The organism is Aquimarina sp. AU474 (assembly GCF_900312815.1).
GTDB lineage: Bacteria > Bacteroidota > Bacteroidia > Flavobacteriales > Flavobacteriaceae > Aquimarina.
Map to the genome: position 1 here is coordinate 372,280 of NZ_OMPE01000006.1, position 15,675 is coordinate 387,954.

Consider the following 15,675-nt stretch of genomic DNA (forward strand, 5'->3'; position numbering starts at 1 on the left):
AACAAGTTTTAAAACGATTTGTATCTTATGATTAGATATTTTAAGAAAATAATCCCTTTTGTCTGCTTAAGTATTGTGAGTTGGGGAATCACAGCTCAAGAGAAAGAGAATGAAACCCTTGAAACAGAACGTGTGGTTATTGTAAAAGCATATACACCTACGATTAGTGATGCATTTAAAGTAAAATCCACGCCTGTACTTAATGATTCTATAACACAACAAAAAAAACAAATTAGATATAGTATTTTCTCTGTTCCCGTAGCATCGACTTATACTCCGGCCAAAGGACGTGCTGCCAATATAGATAGGCCAAAACCTATAAAAATATATGATAACTATGCGACTTTAGGTTTTGGAAATTTTACATCAGTATTAGCAGAGTTTTATAGCAATTTTCAGATAAATCGATCCGATAATATCGGGGTATATTTACACCATAATTCTTCTCAGGGTGGAATAGAGGATGTACAACTGGATGATAAGTTTTATAATACTTCATTAGATTTTAATTATACCTCGCGTAATAGAGATTATACGTATGGGATAGAGATAGGAGCAGAGCATCAACTGTATAATTGGTATGGACTACCAGAAACTCCTGGATTTACCCCAGAAGAGATCAGCGCTATTGATCCACAACAAAATTACTATGGAGCAAAACTAGGAGGAAAACTTCAATTTGATGATTTATATTTTAAAAGGGCCACATTAAAATATAGATTCTTCGGGGATGCTTTAAGTTCGATTGAACATCATGTAGTTACTAAACCTACTTTTGAGTTTGAAGTAGGAAATTCTTTAATCACCACCAACTTTATCGTAGATTATCTAAATGGTAATTTTGAACGAGATATTGATCAGGCATTGCAAACTCCTAATAACTACGGTATCCTTAATTTGGGAGTTAACCCAAGTTTAGTAATACTTAGAGATAACCTAACGGTAAATTTGGGAGCAGCTATATATTATAGTATTGATACAGAAAATACTGATAATGATTTTTTTGTATACCCAAAAGTTACTGCTTCGTATAGATTAGCAGATGATCATGTAATTGCTTACGGAGGTCTCGAAGGTGAACTGCATCAAAACACGTATAGAGATGCTGTTTTACAAAACCCGTTTGTATCTCCTACTTTGATTATAGAGCCTACAAATGCTTTATATGATGCTTATTTTGGACTAAAAGGTAAGATATCAGATGTAGTGAGTTATAATTTTAGAGGTAGTTATTTATCTGAAGATGAGAAACCACTATTCGTTAATAATACACGAGCAGTGATCCCATTACAGGGATATGATAATGGTAATTCATTTTCGTATCGTTATGATGATGTAATTACAATATCGGGATATGGAGAACTTAATTTTGAGATTAATAAGAAATTTAAATTAGGAGCAACAGCAGAGTATTTTAATTATGAAAGTGAAGATGAGCAAGAAGCTTGGAATTTGCCTGAGCTTAAAGCATCTGTACTTTTGGATTATCAAATTAACAAACAGTGGTTTTTGGGGGCACAATTATTTTATGTTGGTGAACGTAAAGATATTAATAATGCAATAGTAGCATTGCCTTCTTCTCCTGTACCTACCATAACACTAGATAGTTATTTCGATGCAAATGTGAACGTAGGTTATCGATTAAACGATCAGCTATCTTTCTTTGTTAAAGGAAATAACCTGGCAGGAGAAAATTATGAGCGTTGGGTTAATTTCCCCGTACAGGATATTCAAATTTTAGGAGGGGTGACCTATAAGTTTGATTATTAATAACGACCACTTCTTGTGTTTCCAGATCGTTAAAAATTGTATCAGGTATAATTTTTGTTGTATTTTAATGAAAATTACATCTATGAAAATCGTTATACTTTTTCTTTTAGGACTTGTTTCTGTTGAAATGTTCTCTCAAAAAAACTTTGAACTGTATCATGAAGAAACAGAAAACGGTTTTGTAATTCACGCTGATAATGATGAACATAGCCCAGTATCTGTTCTTATGAATTTTAGGTTAGAAAACCTTGAATCAAGTAATGGAAATAATAAAGTTTTTGTTGTTCCTGCTCGTACTAAAAAGTTTATGATTTCAAATTTAACGGTAATAGATCGTAAAAAGAGAATAAAACTAGGTTATGAATCTACTTATAATCATGGTAATCATAATTTAGAAAAATATGACACTGATTATGAATATCACTTACCGTTTAAAAAAGGGGCCACCTTTTGGCTTTCACAAGGGTATAATGGTGCAATTTCTCATCAAAATGAATACGCTTTAGATTTTAAGATGCCTGTTGGTACAGGAATATATGCTGCACGGGATGCAGTAGTTATTCAAGTTGAAGAGAGTTTTGAGAAAAGTTGTACAACTTCAGAATGTGCCAAATTCAATAATTTTATATTAGTATACCATAGTGATGGTACTTTTGCCGAGTACACACACATCAAGAAAAATGGATCCAAAGTAGAAGAAGGAGATACTATCAAAAAAGGTCAACTTATTGGGTCTAGTGGTGATGTTGGTTGGGCAACAGGACCTCATTTACATTTCGTTGTTTTCTTTCAAAAGTTAAAAGAAAGAGTAACGCTCAAGACGAAATTTCTTACCGAAAAAGGAAAAAAACCTATTACACTTACCGAAAAAGTACAGTACACTAGAGATTATTAAATTACAGATTAAATTTACATTAAGGTATTGTATTCAAAATAAACATGTTAACCTTTTTGTGGTTTTGATATTAACAAGAGCAAGGTAAAAGATCTATGTGATCTTTTATCAAATCTTAATAATATAAACCTAAAAAGTTAAGGCATGAGAGTATGTAGAGAAATTAGTCGTTGGGTAACTGAAAATGTGCAAAGGCCATTAGAAGAATGGATAGAAAGAACCGAGAGACGATGTCGGGAACAACCATGTAATTGGTGGTGTTTATGCTGTAATAAGTGGTTTTGCTTTTTGGTGACCTTTTTTGTTAGGGTTGTAGTTTGGGTTACTGTAACAGTAACTAAACTTGTAACCGAAATAGTGTGTACTATAATTTCTATAGTATTAGATGTTGTTGCTGCCATTGTTAATTTAATTCTTAGTATTCCGGTAATAGGCGGAATAATAAGGGCTATTTTAAATTGGATAACAGATATTGTATTAAGAATAATTTCTATACCAGATTTACTATTATCTCTAGCTGGAGTTATGATTCCGAAGAAGATATATGTTAAAGGAGTAATACTAAATGCTAATGGAGTTCCTCTAACGAATGAAGCTGCCATAATGCCTAGTATAACCTTGGCCAGCCAAATATTTTTAAGAGAGTGCAATGTGCGATTAATATATACTGGTACATGTACTCCACAGCTATCCACACCCACAGAAGCACAAACTATTGATTGTGGTTCCTCTGGTTTTTTTGCAGATTTATTAGGTGTTCAAGGGGCGCATTTCGAATTTGTAAGTGCAGATTGTGGTTTCGAAAATGGATTTAATAGAGTAGTTGGATATGCTTCAGAAATAATGGTATTTGTGGTTAGAGATGTTCAACCACCAACGACTGTAGGTTGTAGTTTTTCATCTACTCATAATTATGTTACTATAGAAGCTGCTAACTTAACCAGTGCAACACCAGATACTGTTGCTCATGAAATTGGTCACGCATGCGCATTAACACATAGTGACAACATTCAAAATCTTATGTTTCCTAATAATGCAAGAGCAAATAATACCATGAGTGCTTTTCAAAGAGCATGGTTTAGAAGCTCTAAACATTGTGTATTTGTTTAATGCATAGTCATGAAAGATAAAATTGTAATAATGGAGGTTCATTCTCTTCGAAAATTTATTAATAAATCCAATATGGATTTTAGATTAAAACTCCCTTTTTTAACAGGAAGAGAAAATATATTCTATGCGAATAAAATAATAAGAAATTTAGGGACATGTGGATGTTTTGAAGGGAAAATAGGAGCTATGATTAGTGTGATTACTTTTTTTGTAATCAGGGAAGTTTTTAAAGCTAATTTTCCCTTTAATCACATTGTTTTTAACGTGTTGTTATTTGTGTTCGTTGGGGCAATAGGAGGTAAATTTATAGGTAAGATGTACTCAAAAATCACTATCCGAATAATTGTAACTAGATTAAGCAGGAAAGAAAAATTAAGTAAGGCTTCGCTCTCTCATCTAGAAGACAAGAACTTCAATTATGAATAATTTGTTTTAAGATTCTAATCTGTTAGATTTGTTACAAAAATAAAGACAATAGCTCAAATAATATTTAGAGTTGTCCTGTACTCAAATGAGTTTTGTAAATAACAGGGTATATTTAAACAAAAACGCCATACATCATGATAAAAAAAATGCTCATAGCATCTTGCCTAGTACTCTCTTTTACTGCATGTAAAAAAGAAGTAAGCACTAAAGAACCTGCAGTTGAGGTTGATATTAGTGCAAAATTTAATGAAATGCTTGATAATTACTATGAAGAAGGTTTGCAACTTAATCCTGTTCAAGCAACTTTTGCAGGAGATAATAGATTTAATGATCAATTTCCTAATCCGCTGGCAGACGAAACAGTAAATAAAGCCAAAGATTATTATAATAGGTATAAAGAAGAACTTTCTCAATTTGATGATGCTTCTTTATCAGAGAGTGAAAAAATGACTAAAGCAATTCTTAACTGGGAATGCGATATGAATTTGGAAGCGTTTAATTTTAAATCAGACTATTTTCCTATAGATCAAATGTGGTCTATTAACCTAGTGGCGGGACAATTGGCTAGCGGGGCTAGTGCCCAACCGTTCAAAACTGTTGAGGATTATAATAATTGGTTAAAAAGATTAGAAGGTTATCTAGAATGGATGACATCTGCAGAGGCAAAAATGAAAGAAGGAATGGCATCTGGTTATGTTTTGCCAAAATCCTTGATTGTAAAAGTATTACCGCAGTTGGAAGCTTTAACAGTAGAAAACCTAGATAAGCATTTGTTTTATACACCAGTAAAAAACTTTCCTGAAAACTTTTCTGATGAGGAGAAAAAACAACTTACTGAAGCATATACTAAAATGGTATCAGAAAAGATCATACCTACTTATAAATCATTACATCAGTTTATGAGTACGGCATATCTAGATGCTGGTAGAGCAAGTTCTGGTATCGCTGATATCCCTAATGGAGAAAATTTTTATAAATATCAGATCAAATTATATACTACTACAAATATGACTGCAGACGAAATCCATAAATTAGGATTATCTGAAGTAGCACGTATTTCTTCCGAAATGGAAAAAATAAAAGAACGAGTTGGATTTAAAGGGGATTTAAAGTCGTTTTTTGATCATGTGCGTAACAACAAAAAATTAATACCTTTTACAGAGCCTAAGCAGGTTATAGATAATTTTAACGCGATCCATGATCGTATGAAACCGCAAATAGAAAAACTATTTGATGTAAAACCAAAAACTCCTTTCGAGGTGCGTCGTACCGAAGCATTTAGAGAAAAATCTGCCAGTGCAGAATATAATCCAGGATCACTTGATGGAACAAGACCTGGTATATTCTATACACCAATTCCAGATGTAACTCAATATAACACCTATAGTGATGAGTCATTGTTTTTACACGAAGCCATTCCTGGGCATCATTATCAGATTTCATTAACACAAGAAAGCGAAGAACTGCCAAAGTTTAGAAAAACCTTATGGTATAGTGGTTATGGAGAAGGATGGGCACTATATAGCGAATCTTTGGGTAAAGAATTAGGATTGTATACTGATCCATACCAGTATTTTGGAATGTTAGGAGCAGAGATGCACCGAGCAGTGCGTTTGGTAGTAGATACAGGACTGCACTCTAAAGGCTGGACCAGAGAACAAGCTATTAAATATTCTTTAGATAATGAAGCAGAATCTGAAGCAGGAATTACTTCAGAAATTGAAAGATATATGGCAAATCCGGGACAGGCACTATCATACAAAATTGGTCAGTTAAAGATACGAGAACTTAGAGCTAAGGCCGAAGAAGCATTGGGCGATAAGTTTGATATACGTCAGTTTCATAATCAGGTATTAGAAACTGGATGTGTGCCTTTAGCACTTTTGGAAGATAAAATTAATACGTGGATTGCTCAAAATAAGTAGTAAACACTTAGATTAAATTTTTAAAAAGCGCTCAAATCATAATTTGAGCGCTTTTTTATTAAAAATTGATGACCCTTTAATCAAGTTTCATTGGCAAAATATTCTTTTGGAGAAGTACCCATCAATTTTTTAAAGGCTTTATTAAAAGTAGTTTTCGAATTGAATCCAGCTTCTTGAGCAATCCCAAAAAAGGTAAGATGTTTTGCTTTGTCTGTTTTTGCTAATGCTACAAATTCTTTTATCCGATAATAATTAACATATTCAAAAAAATTCATACCAATGTTTTCGTTAAGTAAACGTGCAATTTCTGGATTGCTAACGCCAAGCATTTCGGCTAGCTCAGCTTTTAATAATTTTCGGTTTAAGAAAGGTTTTTTCTCTACCATAAGCTGTTCTAATTTTGTCTTTAATATATCAAGATCTGTTTTGGATAATTTTGATTGGGCATATTTTTTGTTTTTTGTTAACGGTACCGTTTTAAATATATCAGGAGAAACCATTCCATAATATGCTATAAATAAAATAATTAATGCAAGACTTAGCCAAATGAATTCTCTGGCGGTTCTTTCTATAGTTTTGATTCCGAAAATACTAATGAAGTATATGATTACCCAACTTAATAAACAAATACCTATTGCGATTAAAAAGTTTAAGAAGAATTGAGTTTTTATCGTATAGCTTAACTCATCACGTAATTTTTTTCTGAACACTAAAAATTGATGACAACTTAACGCCCAATAAGTGATATTAAAAAGTAACCCAATCCCTATAAAAATGGTAATAGTTCTAAACAGTTCGCCGCTTTTGATACGCTCTCCAATGATTTTGTCAGAGGGCAACATAAATAGAAATATCACAAAAATCACATAAAAGAAACCAGGGATATAGTGTAATAAATCCTTATAAGAAAAACGCTTGTCTAATAATGCTGATTTAGTAAACAAATAAATAGTAGACCCAAATAACAATGTGGCAAACTCAGAAAAGGAAATTAGCCGAAAATTCTTACCAAAAATATCTGATATATATAATACCCGGCCTAATAAACCAATCATTAATATCAATATTAAAAAAGCAACATATCCATTAATTTTTTTTCTATTCTTAGAAGAAAAAAGATATATAAATAATAAAAATACACTTTGAAAAAAACCAAAATATACAAGTTGATTGATTATAGATTGCATAGGTGTAAATTATGTAGGTTGCTGTTTTATTAAGAACAACCTGCTATATAAATATCTAAAATAATTACTTAATTGCGAATTGATTTACATGTTTTACCGAATTATGATTCATTTTCATGTTTTCTTGATAAAACGTGTCAAATGCTCCCTTATCTTTCCATTCTGTAATCACAAAGTAATCCGGGTTGTAATAGTATCCCATAGGAGAATTTCCATCCTTTAATTTTAGTTTTATAACCCCTCCTGCGTTTTGAGCTTTTGTATTCCATTCTTTCTTAAATTTTTGAAATGATAAATTATCGTTTTTCCAATACGCGGTAACAACATTATATTTATTAATATCGAGGTCAAAAGAAAGATCTTGTTTTAGCTCATAGTAGGTTAAATTAAAAGTAGACCAAATATCTCTTCTCTTAGAATGAAAATCGGGCATTGTTTGTTCGATTTTTTGCAGAAATTTTTTTCTACCATTAAAGTCATTCCAATGCCCGAAAACCATGGCTTGGGGTTGATAATTTCCTTGTGTTACCGCTCCTTTAATACCAAATCCGGGATGGTTATTGTAACCCATTTCGGTAGCGACAGGAAACACTTTTTTAAAATAATCCTGTAAATTTTCTTTTGTGTTAGGTTTATTTGTCAATAAGAGAATATCAAATACTTGTCCTTTTTTAAAAGAATATGATTTAATAGAGGATTGTGCTTGTGCATGTACTTGCGATTGAAAAAAGATTGTACTTAAACAAAATAATAAAACTAGATTTTTTAAAAGTTTCATAAGTCTCGGTAATTTTTAATTAATGATTTTTAAACAGAGTCAAATGTATTAGCTCCTTTTTGAATATAGAAGAGAAATAAGGCTTTGAAAGGATAAATACCGTATGCGTTCGAATATGCTATACGTATAGTTAAAAAAGTTAGCGGAGTTTTCCGTAATAAATTAAATCTGTAATTTCTATAAGAAAAGCTTTTGTATCCTCAAGAGTTTTTTGTTTTTGAAATGGTTCCTGTGAAAAAAAATCAAATCTTGATCTGTTTTTTTATAAACTTAAAATATGGATCCTAATTCTTTACGGTTAATAATCGTATAGAATAATTATCAAATTTCATGAATCAAATGTGAATCGATTATATACTAGATTTCTTAAAAACTAGTATAGGCTTTCATTACTTTTTGGCCTAACATTTTTGCTGTAGTTAAATACAAAAACTGTTTAGGCTGTGTGGTTAAAAATTCACTCATTAACCATTGTTCCATATCATTAAATATTTCTTTAAATAAATTAGGACGATATCTCGTAATCGAACCTAAATAAAAGATGGTCCAGTAAATAATCATTTCTGTAGGGTATCGATGCTGTTTTTGTTTCGATAAATACATGTTATATCCATTATCACCAACATAATACCAAATCCCTTTGGTTAAAATTTGTTGTGATAGCGAATGATAATCTTCACGCGCCGGATTATACCTATTGGTTTGTAATGATTCTATTAGATATGGTATGTTCTCAATTTTTTCGATAGAATATCCCAGGTTTTTAAGAGTAGTTATATCTCGACCATCACATTGTATTTTGGCTTTCATTCCTATTTGCATCCCGTTTTTAAAGTATTCAACATCAGATAACTTACAAAATGCTTCATTTTGCCTATATATTTCACTATATGCTCTATGTATTCCTACGCAGTGAGAAAGTAAATTTTTAAGATTGATAGTGGTATTAGCATCTATGGTTACCCCATTGAACAATTTGTACAACTCCGAGGCTACTTTTATTTTACTGGTTTCTATTGGTTGTAAAGTAACACCACTCCTTCTAAAAGAATTGTTGTTTCGTTCACTAATACCATGTAAATAATGAATTTTTTCACCATAATTGTATTCTAAATTCAATACAATTTTTGCAAGATTTAAGAATGAATAATAAAATAGCAATGGTTTAGTGCTTAGAGGAGCGTTTTCTGCTGCATTGTAAAAGTTTTTGGCTTGCTCTAATAAGGAGAGTAAAAACTTTTTATCAGTATTTTTCTTTTTAATCACATAATCCCAAAACGCCCATAGATCGGATATAATAAGTTTTCTCTCGTGACCTAAATACACTAGATTCGTCTCTTTTGTAAAAAGGGGGAATCCATATTTTTCTTTAAGTTCTGTCATTTGTAAAGTTGGCTGTACGGTTTTTGTAAAGCTAATAGTTTTTTTGATAATACATATTAAAAATAGCTATACTATCTATGTTAGATAGTATAGCTATTTTTCAAGAATATATTTTCGAGAGTATGTAAATAGTACTATAAAATTTTCCTGAATTTTTGAGAAAACCCTTCGATAGAAATAAAATTAAGAATCAAATCATCACCAACAATTTCGAAAGAAATTGTAGCAATACTTGGGTTTTGACAATTAGTTGTTATTTTATTTTCTGTAATAGAATAGGTTCCTGTTGTGATTTGTTCGTTAGAATAGGGTTCGCATAAAGAACCGTTTTGTGATGTAATGACTCCATTAGTAAAAAACTTCAAAGTTTTATCACTGTCTATAGCTCTAAAAACACCACTACCATCACCAGGATCTGCTAATTGCTCGTACAACCTCCATTGGCCTATAAGATTTATGGGATCACTATTATCGTCATCATTCGAACAAGAAAACAAACAAAATGTAAGTAACAAAACTATAGTATAACGTATCATGATTTTAGGATTGATGTATATGGTATAGATGCATGTTTCTTAATCCGGTTGCGCCTATGGCATATAAAAAATAGATGTTTAGATAAAAAAACCGCCCTTGGGCGGTTTTTAATTGCGAGTATGACGATTACTGCTTAGTTTCATCTGGGTTGTCAGCAGATGATATGTCGTATTTATTACCTTGTAATCTTTGACTATTATCTTTATGATGACAAACCTAATGTAAATTATGGAAAAGTACTCAGGGGATTATATCCCTTTTTAATAGGGGAATTTTCTGGGAGTAAGTACGTATTAATAAGTAGTTTGGTTGATGTATTATTCAATTTCCCAGGTACTAACTTGTCCAAATGTTCCTGTGGTAATAAATGTTCCGTCGGGAGAGAATCTCACAAATTTTGGTATTTCATTTCTTACAGTTGTGTTATAATCTATGAACTCTTCAGTCTTGATATTCCAAATTCTGACGGCTCCAAATACTCCTGCTGCTATATGTTTTCCATCAGGAGAATAGGTGACGCTAATGGGAGTTTCATTTTTAAATTTTGCTTTGTAATCCCTATATTCATTAGTGTTGATGTTCCAAATTCTTACTGCTCCCCATATTCCTGTAGCAATATATTCGCTATCAGGGGAGAAACTAACAAATAGAGGGGTCTTATTCATTAATTTAGTTTTGAAATCTTTAAAATCATTAGATTTAACATCCCAGACTCTTACCGCACCATAAATTCCTGTGGCTAGATAATTTCCGTTTTCTGAAAATTCGACATAATTAGGGGTTTCATTCTTAAATTTAACAGGAAAACTTTTAGGTTCATTTTGACTAACAGAAGAAACAGTGGCACAACCTAAATTACAAACTATTGATAGTACTAATAAAAAATTACGCATCGTTTTATGATTTAAGAGATTAATATATGAAGTGAAATTCCTAAAATAACCCACATAATTTGTGCCAGATAAACGTTTGATTTTGCTTTGTTTATAGAAATAAGTCGAAGGAGAGTGCTAGACTGTATCTATAGGTCATTTATGGTAATATGTAAATTTGCGTATACTACCTATTTTATAAATGTTAATACATTTGGTTTTAACCTCCTTTCTTTTTCATATTAAGAAAACCTTAACCTCTTTGCGAAATAGATATCCCTATTTTTAGACCTTGTAAACACAAATTAACTCAACTACATCATGCAAAAGATTACTTTTTTACTCATCAGTATTTCATTTTTTATTTCATGTCAACAACCCACACCTGTAGATCTAATAGTTACCAATGCAAATGTGTATACTGTAGATGATACACAACCAAAAGCCCAGGCTTTTGCTGTTAAAGAGGGTAAATTTGTAGCAGTTGGTACAAATGAGAATATTTTAAAAATGTATAGTACTACTCAAACTATTGATGCCAACGGAAAAACAATTATACCTGGACTTATTGATGCTCATTGTCATTTTTACGGGTTGGGCATGCAACAACAAAAGGTTGATCTAGTGGGTACTCAAAGCTACGATGAAGTACTGAATCGTATGTTAGAATTTCAGAAAAAGAAAAATGTATCTTTTATTACAGGTAGAGGTTGGGATCAAAATGATTGGGAAATTAAAGAGTTTCCTACTAAAGAAAAGTTAGATAGTTTATTTCCTGATACACCGGTTGCTGTAAAACGTGTAGATGGTCATGCAATGCTTGCAAATCAAAAAGCATTAGATATGGCGGGTATTACAATTGATACTAAAGTTCCTGGGGGAGAAGTTATTGTTAAGGATGGAAAACTTACGGGGGTATTAGTAGATACACCTATGGGAATGGTGAATAAAATTATTCCTCAACCTACAGTTCAAGAACAAGTGCAAGCTTTAAAAGATGCCGAGAGTATTAATTTTGGATATGGTTTAACCACTGTTGATGATGCTGGATTAAGCCCTAAAGTAATTAGTTTAGTCGATAGCTTACAAACAGCAAAAGAACTTAATATTAGAATGTATGCTATGATAAGTAATGTGCCAGAATACGTAGATTATTACTTAAAAAAAGGAGTGTACAAAACAAATAAATTAAATGTATCATCATTTAAAGTATATGCTGATGGCGCTCTAGGGTCGAGAGGAGCTGTATTAAAAGAATCTTATAGTGACAAAGACGAACATTATGGTGCCATGGTAATTGGGGTAGAAGATTTTAAAACTTTAGCCAAACGACTAGCTGGTTCTGCCTTTCAAATGAATACGCATGCAATCGGAGATTCTGCCAATGCCGTGGTCATGAATACATATACTGAAGTTCTTCAAAATAAATCGAATCGTAGATGGCGTGTTGAACATGCTCAAGTTGTGGCTCCAGAGGAGTTCGAGATTCTTAATGATAATTTAGTAATGAGTGTGCAACCAACCCATGCAACAAGTGATATGTATTGGGCAGACGAGCGATTAGGAGAAGAACGTATTAAAGGAGCATATGCGTATAAAAAACTACTAGAAAAAACAGGTAAAATTGCTTTGGGAACTGACTATCCTGTAGAGCATGTAAGTCCTTTTTATACATTTTACGCCGCTGTAGCTAGAAAAGATTTAAAACAATATCCAGAAGGAGGTTTTCAAATAGAAAATGCTTTAACTCGTGAAGAAACATTAAAAGGTATGACATTGTGGGCGGCCTACAGTAATTTTGAAGAAACTGAAAAAGGAAGCGTATCAGTTGGTAAAGTTGCAGATTTTGTTATCCTTGAAGAGAATGTTATGGAAATTGATGAGGACAAAATTCCGAATATAAAGGTGCAGGCAACCTATATCGATGGTGAAAAAGTATATGGGAGTAAGAATTAAATTAATTTCATTATACGCTCTACTAGGCGATCACATTTGCTAAATCCAAATTCGAAAATATCCGTTTTAACCGCAATCTCGTAAAGCTCCTCTCTTATCATTTCTTTTGCACGATGAAGACGTACTTTCACATTAGATGTAGTTAGCCCCAAACATGTAGAGACCTCGGAGACATTCATACCTTCAATTTCTCTTAGGATATAGACGGTTCTATATTTTACATCTAATTGGTCAATGGCTTTTTCTAGCGTTTGTCTGGCTTCCTGTCTGATCATTTTCTTTTCGGGGTTTAGTTGTTCTGCATCCGGAATTTCCAGTATTAGGTTAGTGGTATAATTTTCTGTGGGATAAAGATCTACGTGTTTTCGTTTTGTTTTTAAACGAGCAAGTGTTTCGTTAATTCCAATTCGTATTAACCAAGTAGAAAATTGAGCATTAGATTTAAATTGATGTAATTTTTCATATGCTTTCAAATATGTGTTTTGCATAATATCCTCAATTTCTTCCAGGTCATTGATATAGCTCCTAATTACCCTAAATAGTTTTTGGTTATTTCTTCTTAATAAAATTTCATATAACTCTTTTTCTCCAGAATGAATACGAGATATAACATCAGAGTCTGATATTTTATGAGTCCTGTAGTCATTGATTTTAATGGGTTCCATAGCTTATCTTTTACCCTTTAGATTATAAAACTTCTAAAAAGTTACAAAGTTTTGTAACCAATTGAATTGTTTTTTATCTAAAAACCAAATAACTAAAAATACAAAAGGTGATGAATCTACAAATTAAAACCATTTTTAACCTGTTAAAATACACTTATGGAGTGGTGCCTATAGTGGCTGGATTAGATAAGTTTACAAATATCCTCACAGATTGGAGTATGTATGTATCTACTAATTTTGCTAATATGGTACCTATAGAAACAGAAACATTTATGATGGTAGTGGGGGTTATTGAAATTATAGCAGGATTGTTGGTGCTTTCTCGTCCCAAAGTAGGAGGATATGTTGTAATGGGATGGTTAAGCGCAATAGCTTTAGTATTAATTTTTAGTGGACATTATATAGATGTTGCTGTAAGGGATATTGTTATGGCAATTGGTGCTTTTGTGCTAGTGAAATTGGCAGATATTAATACCTCATTAGTGTCAAATTAAAATAGGGGATTTTGCGCGTAAAGTGTGAATAAAAGCATCATCGGACTAACAATTTGATGGTGCTTTTTATTATCTACCTCCATTTGCTTGCAAATCTGCAATACATTGAGCATCTAACTCAGGCACCATATCACCTAAGCCCATCATGCCGCTTCCAAATTCTATAGCCGCTTCCATAAGGCAACTTTGTACATTACAATGACCGTTAGCATCTTGATCTTCATGGTCAGATTGTAAGGGTGTACCGATATTAACCAATCCTAATAAATGAGAAAATTCATGATTTAAAGTCGCAGTTTCTATAGTGCTCAATAAAGGAGAGTTAGGCCGTGTGCTTAATTGCCGTAAAGTGCCTTCATAAATTACCATTGAAGTATTACGATAAGCGGTTCCCAGAGTAACTTGTACGTTAGTATCATCTTCTCTACTTCCATCTGCAAAATATACATATACCGTAATTTCATCTCCTACATTAAACAAAGAACGCGTGTTGTTTTCAATTTCTGAAATTTCTTCTATCGAAAAAGGAGCTGTATTAGAAGAAGGTACAGAACGTTGATTGATTGTGATTCCATCAGGTTTGAATAATCTTTCTTCAAGAAATTGTTTAAAAGCATTTACTGCTGTGGTAGTAGGTTCAAATCCCTGCACAGAAACCATTTCTATAGTTAAACTTGTAAAAGTATTACTACTTAAAAGAGCGTTGGCCGAGCTCCCTAGGGGACGTTGATTATCGGCTTGTAGTGCATTACTTAATGGATTGTTGTCATCATCATCTGAACAACTAATTAAAATAAAAGAAGAGAATAAGAGATATGCTAAAAATTTGGTGATTTGCACGAGATTTATTTTTAGTTAGAGTAATGTTTTAAACACTTTTACAAGTAAAGTGAGTAAAGCAGACATAGCCGCAAAGATTATACCATTACTATGAATTTGTCAAAGTAATTCTTGCTAAATAGTCGTTGTTTTCCCCTTCTACTAACAATTCGCATAAAAAACCATAAGCATTGGCGGCATTTTGCAATGTGTTATAATCTAGATATAACCAGTCGAACCAATCTGATGTCAACTTTTTATAACTCATTTTATATTGCATCTCTCCATAGTACCCAGCAGTAGCATCTACCCAAAACCCACCTTCATCATCGATGAATAGATAGGAGATATCTGCAGAGTCCATAAGTATTTGTCCACCCGGCACGAGTAATGTTTTCATATGCATGAAAAAACGATCAATCTGGTCTAGTTTTCCTATAATTCCACTACCATTCATAAGAAACAATACGGTGTTGTATTTTTCTTGATGCTCATAGATATCTTGAATAACCGTATGTTGTAGACCTCTTTTTTTTGCTATTTCTATAGCGCCTTGAGAAATATCTATAGCGGTAACATCAAGTTTTTTTTCATTTTGAAGAAAAAGACTATGACTCCCGGCACCACAACCTACATCTAATACTTTTCCATAGGATAAGTCTAAAGCTTTTTGTTCTATTTTGGGCATTTCATCATAAGATCTAAATAAGTAAGGTATAGGAATACTATCATTATCAAAATCTGGGGCATGCACTACTATATCTTCAGTATAGTTTTGATGATAATAATCTTTTATGGCCTCTCCAAAGATATCTTTATGTATACTACTCATAGGTAACTTGTAAATCGTAATTTTGT

The 15,675-nt window shown here is 32.3% G+C and carries 15 protein-coding genes; 7 read left to right on the forward strand and 8 right to left on the reverse strand.

Going from position 1 to position 15,675, the window contains the following annotated elements; translation table 11 throughout:
* Positions 1-27 precede the first annotated feature (27 nt).
* The 5 genes from DK508_RS06370 (at position 28) to DK508_RS06390 (ending at position 6,126) form a co-directional block, all read left to right on the forward strand.
* Positions 28-1,770, forward strand: a complete 1,743-nt coding sequence (locus DK508_RS06370; RefSeq protein ID WP_109299906.1) for a TonB-dependent receptor — start codon at positions 28-30, stop codon at positions 1,768-1,770.
* Positions 1,771-1,852: 82 nt separating this feature from the next.
* A complete protein-coding gene (locus tag DK508_RS21520; RefSeq protein ID WP_160114579.1) occupies positions 1,853-2,665 on the forward strand; it encodes a M23 family metallopeptidase in 813 nt (270 codons plus the stop codon).
* Between the two features lie 144 nt (positions 2,666-2,809).
* Positions 2,810-3,775 (forward strand): hypothetical protein, encoded by a 966-nt coding sequence (locus tag DK508_RS06380; protein ID WP_160114580.1) that lies wholly within the window; start codon positions 2,810-2,812, stop codon positions 3,773-3,775.
* Positions 3,776-3,784: 9 nt separating this feature from the next.
* A complete protein-coding gene (locus DK508_RS06385; protein WP_109299909.1) occupies positions 3,785-4,201 on the forward strand; it encodes a hypothetical protein in 417 nt (138 codons plus the stop codon).
* A gap of 134 nt (positions 4,202-4,335) precedes the next feature.
* Positions 4,336-6,126 (forward strand): DUF885 family protein, encoded by a 1,791-nt coding sequence (locus tag DK508_RS06390; RefSeq protein WP_109299910.1) that lies wholly within the window; start codon positions 4,336-4,338, stop codon positions 6,124-6,126.
* Positions 6,127-6,206: 80 nt separating this feature from the next.
* On the opposite strand, the gene DK508_RS06395 is transcribed toward DK508_RS06390, so the two are convergent.
* The 5 genes from DK508_RS06395 to DK508_RS06415 form a co-directional block, all read right to left on the reverse strand.
* Entirely contained in the window at positions 6,207-7,313 is a 1,107-nt protein-coding gene (locus DK508_RS06395) for an AraC family transcriptional regulator (RefSeq protein WP_109299911.1), read from the reverse strand.
* Positions 7,314-7,377: 64 nt separating this feature from the next.
* Positions 7,378-8,091, reverse strand: a complete 714-nt coding sequence (locus tag DK508_RS06400) for a hypothetical protein (protein ID WP_109299912.1) — start codon at positions 8,089-8,091, stop codon at positions 7,378-7,380.
* 366 nt (positions 8,092-8,457) lie between these two features.
* A complete protein-coding gene (locus DK508_RS06405; RefSeq protein WP_109299913.1) occupies positions 8,458-9,474 on the reverse strand; it encodes a YaaC family protein in 1,017 nt (338 codons plus the stop codon).
* A gap of 134 nt (positions 9,475-9,608) precedes the next feature.
* A complete protein-coding gene (locus tag DK508_RS06410; RefSeq protein ID WP_160114581.1) occupies positions 9,609-10,010 on the reverse strand; it encodes a lipocalin family protein in 402 nt (133 codons plus the stop codon).
* Between the two features lie 318 nt (positions 10,011-10,328).
* Positions 10,329-10,904 (reverse strand): WD40 repeat domain-containing protein, encoded by a 576-nt coding sequence (locus DK508_RS06415; RefSeq protein ID WP_109299915.1) that lies wholly within the window; start codon positions 10,902-10,904, stop codon positions 10,329-10,331.
* A 300-nt stretch (positions 10,905-11,204) separates the two neighbouring features.
* Between DK508_RS06415 and DK508_RS06420 the strand changes: the two genes are divergently transcribed.
* The gene (locus DK508_RS06420) at positions 11,205-12,839 is read left to right on the forward strand and encodes an amidohydrolase (protein WP_109299916.1); all 1,635 of its coding nucleotides are present in this window, start codon (positions 11,205-11,207) and stop codon (positions 12,837-12,839) included.
* On the opposite strand, the gene DK508_RS06425 is transcribed toward DK508_RS06420, so the two are convergent.
* The gene (locus DK508_RS06425) at positions 12,836-13,504 is read right to left on the reverse strand and encodes an RNA polymerase sigma factor (RefSeq protein ID WP_109299917.1); all 669 of its coding nucleotides are present in this window, start codon (positions 13,502-13,504) and stop codon (positions 12,836-12,838) included. The genes DK508_RS06420 and DK508_RS06425 overlap by 4 nt on opposite strands.
* Positions 13,505-13,614: 110 nt before the next feature.
* On the opposite strand from DK508_RS06425, the gene DK508_RS06430 reads away from it, so the two are divergent.
* Complete coding sequence (locus DK508_RS06430; RefSeq protein WP_109299918.1) at positions 13,615-13,998, forward strand: hypothetical protein; 384 nt, start codon at positions 13,615-13,617, stop codon at positions 13,996-13,998.
* A gap of 69 nt (positions 13,999-14,067) precedes the next feature.
* On the opposite strand, the gene DK508_RS06435 is transcribed toward DK508_RS06430, so the two are convergent.
* Positions 14,068-14,838 carry a hypothetical protein gene (locus DK508_RS06435; protein WP_109299919.1) on the reverse strand — a complete coding sequence of 257 codons (771 nt, stop codon included), beginning with the start codon at positions 14,836-14,838 and terminating at the stop codon, positions 14,068-14,070.
* 88 nt (positions 14,839-14,926) lie between these two features.
* Entirely contained in the window at positions 14,927-15,649 is a 723-nt protein-coding gene (locus tag DK508_RS06440) for a bifunctional 2-polyprenyl-6-hydroxyphenol methylase/3-demethylubiquinol 3-O-methyltransferase UbiG (protein ID WP_109299920.1), read from the reverse strand.
* Between the last annotated feature and the right edge of the window lie 26 nt (positions 15,650-15,675).

Excerpts from the sequence above, each read along its gene's own strand:
- DK508_RS06390 (WP_109299910.1), top strand. The coding sequence starts at position 4,336 with ATGATAAAAAAAATGCTCATAGCATCTTGCCTAGTACTCTCTTTTACT.
- DK508_RS06420 (WP_109299916.1), top strand. The coding sequence starts at position 11,205 with ATGCAAAAGATTACTTTTTTACTCATCAGTATTTCATTTTTTATTTCA.
- DK508_RS06440 (WP_109299920.1), bottom strand. The coding sequence starts at position 15,649 with ATGAGTAGTATACATAAAGATATCTTTGGAGAGGCCATAAAAGATTAT.
- DK508_RS06425 (WP_109299917.1), bottom strand. The coding sequence starts at position 13,504 with ATGGAACCCATTAAAATCAATGACTACAGGACTCATAAAATATCAGAC.
- DK508_RS06430 (WP_109299918.1), top strand. The coding sequence starts at position 13,615 with ATGAATCTACAAATTAAAACCATTTTTAACCTGTTAAAATACACTTAT.
- DK508_RS06380 (WP_160114580.1), top strand. The coding sequence starts at position 2,810 with ATGAGAGTATGTAGAGAAATTAGTCGTTGGGTAACTGAAAATGTGCAA.
- DK508_RS06385 (WP_109299909.1), top strand. The coding sequence starts at position 3,785 with ATGAAAGATAAAATTGTAATAATGGAGGTTCATTCTCTTCGAAAATTT.
- DK508_RS06370 (WP_109299906.1), top strand. The coding sequence starts at position 28 with ATGATTAGATATTTTAAGAAAATAATCCCTTTTGTCTGCTTAAGTATT.
- DK508_RS06410 (WP_160114581.1), bottom strand. The coding sequence starts at position 10,010 with ATGATACGTTATACTATAGTTTTGTTACTTACATTTTGTTTGTTTTCT.
- DK508_RS06415 (WP_109299915.1), bottom strand. The coding sequence starts at position 10,904 with ATGCGTAATTTTTTATTAGTACTATCAATAGTTTGTAATTTAGGTTGT.
- DK508_RS21520 (WP_160114579.1), top strand. The coding sequence starts at position 1,853 with ATGAAAATCGTTATACTTTTTCTTTTAGGACTTGTTTCTGTTGAAATG.
- DK508_RS06400 (WP_109299912.1), bottom strand. The coding sequence starts at position 8,091 with ATGAAACTTTTAAAAAATCTAGTTTTATTATTTTGTTTAAGTACAATC.
- DK508_RS06395 (WP_109299911.1), bottom strand. The coding sequence starts at position 7,313 with ATGCAATCTATAATCAATCAACTTGTATATTTTGGTTTTTTTCAAAGT.
- DK508_RS06405 (WP_109299913.1), bottom strand. The coding sequence starts at position 9,474 with ATGACAGAACTTAAAGAAAAATATGGATTCCCCCTTTTTACAAAAGAG.